This window comes from Salipiger sp. (genome assembly GCF_059781815.1).
Genome location: NZ_JBYNAH010000245.1, coordinates 1 through 7,492, shown reverse-complemented (window position 1 = coordinate 7,492; position 7,492 = coordinate 1). Strand labels below are relative to the sequence as shown.

Here is a 7,492-nt window from a genome sequence, read left to right as displayed (position 1 = left end):
TAAGCCGCGCGTTCGCCGGACCGCGGGATGGCGTCGCGACCTCCGAGCCTCTCGATTTATCCCGGCCACGTCCGGAAGACCTCGACACGCAGCTCCAAGCCTCACCAAATCGCCAGCCCGGGGGGGCGGGCCGGCGATGGCGCGGCGGCTTCGCCTTGATTCCGCGCCGCACTGCACGGCCACCCGCAAGCGCCCAACCTCGCAGCCATCACCGCCCTGAGCACCCCTCCCCGCACCGCCCCGTCTTGCGCCTGCCGGCGGACGGGGCTAGGCCTTCGCCCATGCGGATCATCCGGGATTACCAGTATGTCGAGCCCCAGGACCGGGGCGCCAGCGTGGCCATCGGGAACTTCGATGGCGTGCATCGCGGCCACCAGGCGGTGATCGGCCTCGCGCGCGCCGCCGGCGGCGACGCGCCGCTCGGCGTGCTCACCTTCGAGCCGCATCCGCGCGAGTATTTCGCCCCCGATGCCCCGCCCTTCCGGCTGATGTCGGCCAAGGCGCGCGCCTCGCGGCTCGAGAAGCTCGGCATCGAGCGGCTCTATGAGCTGAACTTCAATGCAGCCCTCGCAGCGCTCACCCCCGAGGAGTTTGCCCGCAAGGTCATCAAGGACGGGCTCGGCCTCAAGCACGTGGTGGTGGGTGCCGATTTCTGCTTCGGCCGCAAACGCGCCGGCACCGTCGAGCACCTCAAGCGCTTCGGCGCGGAGATGGGGTTCGGCGTCACCGTGGCCGAGATCCTCGAGCACGAGGGCGGCCAGGTCAGCTCCACCGCGATCCGCGACGCGCTCTCCGAGGGCCGCCCGCGCGACGCCGCCGCCCAGCTCGGGCACTGGCACCGCATCGAGGGCACGGTGATCGGCGGCGAGCAGCGCGGCCGCGAGCTGGGCTACCCCACCACCAACATGTCGATCGACGGGCTGCACCCGCCGCGGCTCGGCGTCTACGCCGTTCTGGTCGAGGTGCTCACCGGCGAGCACAAGGGCAGCTACCATGGCGCCGCCTCCATCGGCGTGCGCCCGATGTTCGGCGAGAACCGCCCCAACCTCGAGACCTTCATCTTCGACTTCAAGGGTGACCTCTACGGCGCCACCCTCTCCATCGGGCTGGTCGAGTACCTGCGCCCGGAGGTGAAGTTCGACAGCCTCGAGGCGCTGGTCGCGCAGATGGACGCCGACTGCGCCCGCGCCCGCGACATCCTGGAGGCGCTATGAGCGATCCCATCGACCGCAGCGGCCTCGCGCCGCGCTTCTGGGAGACGAAGCCGCTCAAGGACCTCTCCGAGCGCGAATGGGAGGCGCTCTGCGACGGCTGCGGCAAGTGCTGCCTCAACAAGCTCGAGGACGAGGAGACCGGCGAGGTTGCACTCACCGATGTCGCCTGCCGCCTGTTCGACGACGGCACCTGCCGCTGCGCGCAATACCCGATCCGGCACCAGTTCGTGCCGGAATGCATCGTCCTGAAACCCTCGAATATCGACGAGCACGCCTACTGGATGCCCCAGACCTGCGCCTATCGCCTGCTCTGGGCCGGCGAGAAGCTCTTCGACTGGCACCCGCTGATCTCGGGCGATCCCGAGACCGTGCATCAGGCCGGCGTCTCGATGCGCGACCGCACCGTGCCCGAGTTCGAGATCGACGAGGACGATTGGGAAGACCACATCATCGAGGAGCCCGTCTGATGTTCTTTGCCTCCGACAATTCCGGCCCGGTGCCGCCGCAGGTGCTCGAAGCCATGGCCCGCGCCAACGAGGGCCACGTGGCGGGCTACGGCGCCGACGCGCTGACACTTTCGGTGACGCAGCGCCTGCGCGACCTCTTCGAGGCGCCCGAGGCGGCGGTCTTTCTCGTACCCACCGGCACCGCGGCCAACGTGCTGTCGCTGGCCTGCCTCTGCCCGCCCTATGCCACCGTGTTCTGCTCGCCGACCGCGCATATCCACGAGGACGAGTGCAACGCGCCCGAGTTCTTCACCGGCGGCGCCAAGCTCACCCTCGCGGGCCAGAGCGACCGTCTGACCCCCGAGACCCTGCGCGCTGCCATCGAGGGCGAGGAAAACCGCGGCGTGCACGGCCCCAAGCGCGGCCCGGTCTCGATCACCCAGCTCACCGAGCGCGGCAATGTCTATTCTATGGATGAGCTGCACGCCCTGACAGCGGTGGCCAAGGAATACGGCCTGCCGGTGCATCTCGACGGCGCACGCTTCGCCAACGCCGCGGTGAAGCTCGGCGTCACCCCGGCCGAGATGAGCTGGAAGGCCGGCGTCGACATCTGCGTCTTTGGTGGCACCAAGAACGGGCTGATGGGCGTCGAGGCGGTGCTGATCTTCGATGCCGAGAAGGCGGAAGAGTTCGAGTACCGCCGCAAGCGCGGCGCGATGCTGTTCTCGAAGCACCGCTACCTCGCCGCGCAGATGGACGCCTACCTGACGGAAAACCTCTGGCACGATCTCGCCACCCGCGCCAACGCGCGCTGCGACGAGCTCGTGCAAGGCCTGAAGGGCGCCGGGGTCAGCATCCTCAACGACACCCATGCCAATATGGTGTTCTTCGAGATGTCGCGCGGGGCCCACAAGGCGGTGATGGCGCAGGGCGCCGATTATCACCTCTTCGACACCCCCGAGGGCCCCGATGACGAGACCGCAGTGGCGCGCCTCGTCTGCGACTGGTCGCTGAGCCCCGAGCAGGTGGCGCAATTCCTCGACCTACTGCGCGCGGCGGCCTGAGCCGCCCGCCCCCTCAGCGCGGCAGCTTCGCCAGCGCCAGCCCCGCCCCTGCGATCATGTAGAGCGCGCCGCTCAGCCGGTGCCGCAGGGCGCCGGCACGGGCCAGCCAGCCGCGCGCCCCGCGCGCCGCCAACACCCAGAGCAGGTCTCCGCCGCTCACCACGGCAAGATAGAGCAGCGCCACCGCGATCAGCCCCTCGCCCTCCGGTCCCGCGAATTGCGGCAGGAAGGCCGCGTTGAAAAGCAGCGTCTTGGGATTGATCACGGCGACCAGTGCCCCCTGCCCCAGCAGCGCCAGCGGCCTGCGCCGCTCCGGGGTCCCGTGCTCGAGCCGCCCAAGCCCACGGCGCCATTCGGTCACGCCAAGCCAGACCAGATAGCCCACGCCGAGCCAGCGCAGCCATTCGAAGAGCCCCGCCGCAAGCTGCATCAGTGCAACCAGACCCAGCGCCAGAAGCGCCACCTGCAGCGCCACGCCCAGCGTGGTGCCCGTCACCGAAGCGACGCCATGGCGGGTGCCGTAGGTCAAGGTGTTGGCGACGATGAGCGTGACGTTCGGGCCCGGGATCGCCACGAGGCCGAGTGTCGCGGCCACGAGGGCAAGGGCGGGCGGAAGATCCATCGCCCCGCCGGCTCAGGTCAGTTCATCTGGAAATGCAGCGCGTAGCTGCCATCCTCGAACGCCCCGAACAGGTCGGGAATGTCGGGATGGTCCACCGGCTCGCCGGAGTAATCCGCGACGAGATTCTGCTCCGAGACATAGGCCACGTAGAAGCTCTGCTCGTTCTCGGCCAGCAGGTGATAGAACGGCTGGTCCTTCACCGGGCGCGCGTCCTCGGGAATCGCTTCGTACCACTCTTCGGTGTTGCTGAACTCGGGGTCGACATCGAACACCACGCCCCGGAACGGGTGCTTGCGATGCCGGACGACCTGGCCGAGATGATATTTGGCGCGCTGTGTGTGCATAAAGACCTCTTGGTCCAAGTTTTGGCATTTTCGTGGCAAGTTGTCCAACTTCACAGGGATTTATAGCGGAAACACTCTGTGAACCCCGCCCAGACAGTGAACAATTCCGGCAAAGCCGGCCTCCGCGCCTCTCGGGTTGAAACGCCCCGGCGCGACATCGCCGCGCCCTGCCCCAGCGCAATTGTGATTCCCACCCGGCCCCCGATCGGCTAAACTGGAGCGAGGCAAGAAACATAAAACCATACAAAAAGCGAGAGGCAGATGAGCAGATGGCTTCGCGCGTTGGTGATCGTATTGTTGGCCGCGTCCTGCGGGGGCGGTGGCAGCGGGCGGTCGCCCGATAACCTCGAGGATGCCTGCGCGATCCTCAAGGAGCGCCCGCACTACACCCGCGCATTCCGCGCCGCCGAGCGTAAATGGGGCGTGCCCGTGCACGTCCAGATGGCGACGATCTACCAGGAGAGCAAGTTCAAGTCCGATGCCCGGACGCCGTTCCGCTATTCGATGGGGGTGATCCCCTACGGACGGCAGAGCTCGGCCTTCGGCTACAGCCAGGCGCTCGACGCCACCTGGGACGAGTATCTCGCCTCCACCGGCAAGCGCCGCGCGCGCCGCGACAACATCAAGGATGCCACCGATTTCATGGGCTGGTACATGGCCGAAAGCGCCCGCAGCCTCGGCATCAGCATGCGCGACGCCCGCAATCAGTACCTCGCCTATCACGAAGGGCGCGGCGGCTTCCGGCGCGGCACCTACAACAACAAGGCCTGGCTGCTGCGGGTGGCCGACGATGTCGGCAACCGCGCCGTGGTCTACGAGGTGCAGCTCGCCAATTGCCGCGCGGCGCGCTAAGCGCCGCACGGACCGGCGGGCCGCCTCAGCGCACCCGGTTCACGTCAAAGACGCTGTTGGGCAGGCTGGCCTTCTTCAGCCCGCCCAGCACCACCGTGGTGGTGCTGCCATTGCCGTCGCGGATGATCCACTGGCGCAGCTCCACCGGGTTGCCGGTGAACTTCATCTGGATCGAGCCGTATTCCGGCCGCTTCGGATCCTGCGCGGTGACGGTGGTGGCGGTGCCCTCGGAGTAATGCCCCATCACCAAGCCCGCCTGCGCGAGATTGACGTTGCGGTCGAGGATGATCGACAGCGGCGTCTGGTTCAGCGGGTAGGTCTCGGGCTGGCCGCCGACCTTCTTGTCGAAGACATAGACCGCCCCCGACCAGGCCAGCACCAGCGCCTGCTCAGGCGGGTTGTACTCGAACCGCACCTTGCCGGGGCGCTTGATCAGGATCTTGCCGGTCGAGATCGTGCCGTCGCTGTTGATCTGGGTGAACGGGCTCTCAGCCGACTGGATCGAGTTGAGATAGCTCGACAGCTGGTTCAGCGAGAGCTTCTGCGCCGCCGCCGGCAGCGCGGTCAGCATCAGCGCGGTCAGCGCGGCGGTGATGTAGCGAAGCATATGTAGGTCCTTCGTCCTGCTCTGGTCTGTCCCTGACATGGCATGCCGGGCACGGTTATGCGATAGCACGGGCGCTCAACCCGATATCGGCAGCCGCAGACCGCCGATCAAGCCCTCGCCGCCGCTGCCGTCAGCCCGACAAAACGCCCGACCCCCGGCTGCGTTCCCAAAATCGCCCCCCGAACAACAAAGGCGCGGCCCCCGCCACGCCCTCCCCATCTTCTCTGGTTTCAAAATACCTCGGGGGTGAATTGGCGCTCCGCGCCAAGAGGGGGCTGGCCCCCTCATCCCCCCTCGCCATCCGCGCGCGGCACTCGATGGCCCGGGCGCGCCGGCAAAGGCCCCCCCCGGCAGGGGAGGGGGCCTCACGCCGCGATCAGGCCTGCTCGGGCACTAGGATCTCGCGCTTGCCCACGTGGTTGGCGGGCGAGACCACGCCCTCGTCCTCCATCTGCTCCACCAGGCGCGCCGCCTTGTTGTAGCCGATCCCGAGCTTGCGCTGGATATAGGAGGTCGAGCATTTGCGGTCCTTGATGACGATCGCCACCGCCTGGTCGTAAAGCGCATCCTCGCCGCCGGTATTGCCGCCGGTGTTAAGCCCCAGCACCGCGTCGATGTTGTCGGCCTTCTCGTCGTCGGGGCCCTGGACAACGCCCGAGACGTATTCCGGCGGGCCGTAGGCCTTGAGATGGTTCACCACCTCCTCGACCTCTTCATCGGAACAGAACGGGCCGTGGCAGCGAGTGATCTTGGCGCCGCCGGCCATGTAGAGCATGTCGCCCATGCCCAGAAGCTGCTCGGCGCCCATCTCGCCGAGGATGGTGCGGCTGTCGATCTTCGAGGTCACCTGGAACGAGATCCGGGTCGGGAAGTTCGCCTTGATCGTGCCGGTGATGACATCGACCGACGGGCGCTGCGTCGCCATGATCAGGTGGATGCCGGAGGCCCGCGCCATCTGCGCCAGGCGCTGGATGCAGGCCTCGATCTCCTTGCCCGCCACCATCATCAGGTCGGCCATCTCGTCGACGATGACGACGATATAGGGCATCTTGCGCGGCTCGAATTCCTCGGTCTCGAACACCGGCTCGCCGGTCTCGTCGTCGAAGCCGGTCTGCACCGTGCGCTTGAACAGCTCGCCCTTCTTCAGCGCCTCCGCCACGCGGCCGTTGTAGCCGTCGATGTTGCGCACGCCCATCTTCGACATCTTGCGGTAGCGGTCTTCCATCTCGCCCACGACCCACTTCAGCGCCACCACGGCCTTCTTGGGGTCGGTCACCACCGGCGAAAGCAGGTGCGGGATGCCGTCATAGACGCTGAGTTCCAGCATCTTGGGGTCGATCATCACCAGCCGCAGGTCGTCGGGGCTGAGCTTGTAGAGCAGCGACAGGATCATCGTGTTGATCGCCACAGACTTGCCCGAGCCCGTGGTGCCGGCGATCAGCAGGTGGGGCATCTTGGCGAGGTTGGCGACCACCGGGTCGCCGCCGATATCCTTGCCGAGCGCCAGCGGCAGCTTCTGGTTGCCATCGCCATAGTCACGGCTCGACAGGATCTCGCGGAACGACACCATCTCGCGGTGCTCGTTGGGCAGTTCGATGCCGATCACCGAGCGGCCCGGCACCGTCGAGACACGCGCCGAAAGCGCCGACATCGAACGCGCGATATCGTCGGCAAGGCCGATGACGCGGCTCGCCTTGAGGCCCGGGGCGGGCTCGAGCTCGTACATGGTGACCACCGGGCCGGGACGGACCGAGACGATCTCGCCCTTGACGCCGTAATCGTCGAGCACGGTCTCGAGCATGCGGGCGTTCTCTTCCAGCGCCTCGTCGCTGAGGTGATGGCGCTCGATGGCGTCGGGGCTGGCGAGCAGGCTCAGCGGCGGGAATTCGAAATCCGAATGTGCCTCCTCGAAGCTCAGCTTGGGCTGTGCCTCCTCCTGCGCCCGGCGCGACGGCTGCATCGGCTTGCGCTCGGGTTGCTGTACGACCTTCTTCGGGTGCACCACCGGGATCGCCGGGCGGCGCTCGGCATATTCGGCGGGCATCTCGGGGATATAATTGTCCTCGTCGCGATAGGCGGCATCCTCGTCCGAGCCGTAGCCATCGTCGGCAAAGACATTCTCCGAGCCGTCGTCATAGCCGTAGCCATGGTCGTCGCCATGGTCCGCGGCGGGGGCGTAGAGATCGTCGTAGCCGCGCTGATCCACCTCGTCATCCGCGCCTCCGTAGGCCGCTCCGGCGGGGCGGTAATCGGCAAAATCGTCGCTGTCGTCGGTCACGGCCTCTTCCGGCTCGGGCTCGAGCTCGAAGGGCGGCGGCGCGGCGCGGCCGCGGGCCACCAGGC

General features: G+C 67.4%; 8 protein-coding genes. 4 read left to right on the top strand and 4 right to left on the bottom strand.

Features of this window, described 5'->3' with window-relative positions; genetic code table 11:
• The first annotated feature begins 281 nt into the window (after positions 1-281).
• From AC6RA4_RS21400 to AC6RA4_RS21390, 3 genes are read left to right on the top strand one after another with little or no spacing between them, the layout of a single operon-like run.
• Positions 282-1,214: a bifunctional riboflavin kinase/FAD synthetase gene (locus AC6RA4_RS21400; RefSeq protein WP_500163765.1), complete on the top strand. Its 933-nt coding sequence runs from the start codon at positions 282-284 to the stop codon at positions 1,212-1,214.
• A complete protein-coding gene (locus AC6RA4_RS21395; RefSeq protein WP_500163764.1) occupies positions 1,211-1,681 on the top strand; it encodes a YcgN family cysteine cluster protein in 471 nt (156 codons plus the stop codon). Before AC6RA4_RS21400 ends, AC6RA4_RS21395 begins: the two co-directional genes overlap by 4 nt.
• Positions 1,681-2,724, top strand: coding sequence for a threonine aldolase family protein (locus tag AC6RA4_RS21390; protein WP_500163762.1), 1,044 nt, complete (start codon positions 1,681-1,683; stop codon positions 2,722-2,724). The genes AC6RA4_RS21395 and AC6RA4_RS21390 overlap by 1 nt, the downstream gene beginning before the upstream one ends.
• 13 nt (positions 2,725-2,737) lie before the next feature.
• Here the strand turns inward: AC6RA4_RS21390 and AC6RA4_RS21385 are convergent, their stop codons facing one another.
• Both AC6RA4_RS21385 and hspQ read right to left on the bottom strand, forming a co-directional pair.
• Positions 2,738-3,346: a LysE family translocator gene (locus tag AC6RA4_RS21385; RefSeq protein WP_500163761.1), complete on the bottom strand. Its 609-nt coding sequence runs from the start codon at positions 3,344-3,346 to the stop codon at positions 2,738-2,740.
• A gap of 17 nt (positions 3,347-3,363) precedes the next feature.
• A complete protein-coding gene (gene hspQ / locus AC6RA4_RS21380; RefSeq protein ID WP_500163760.1) occupies positions 3,364-3,690 on the bottom strand; it encodes a heat shock protein HspQ in 327 nt (108 codons plus the stop codon).
• A gap of 261 nt (positions 3,691-3,951) precedes the next feature.
• On the opposite strand from hspQ, the gene AC6RA4_RS21375 reads away from it, so the two are divergent.
• Positions 3,952-4,542, top strand: coding sequence for a transglycosylase SLT domain-containing protein (locus tag AC6RA4_RS21375; protein ID WP_500163758.1), 591 nt, complete (start codon positions 3,952-3,954; stop codon positions 4,540-4,542).
• Positions 4,543-4,567: 25 nt separating this feature from the next.
• Here AC6RA4_RS21375 and AC6RA4_RS21370 read toward each other — a convergent pair whose 3' ends face one another.
• On the bottom strand, positions 4,568-5,149 hold the full coding sequence (locus AC6RA4_RS21370) for a LolA family protein (RefSeq protein WP_500163757.1): 582 nt from the start codon (positions 5,147-5,149) through the stop codon (positions 4,568-4,570).
• Between the two features lie 376 nt (positions 5,150-5,525).
• Positions 5,526-7,492: DNA translocase FtsK (locus AC6RA4_RS21365; RefSeq protein WP_500163756.1), on the bottom strand; the 1,967-nt coding region annotated here is incomplete at its 5' end.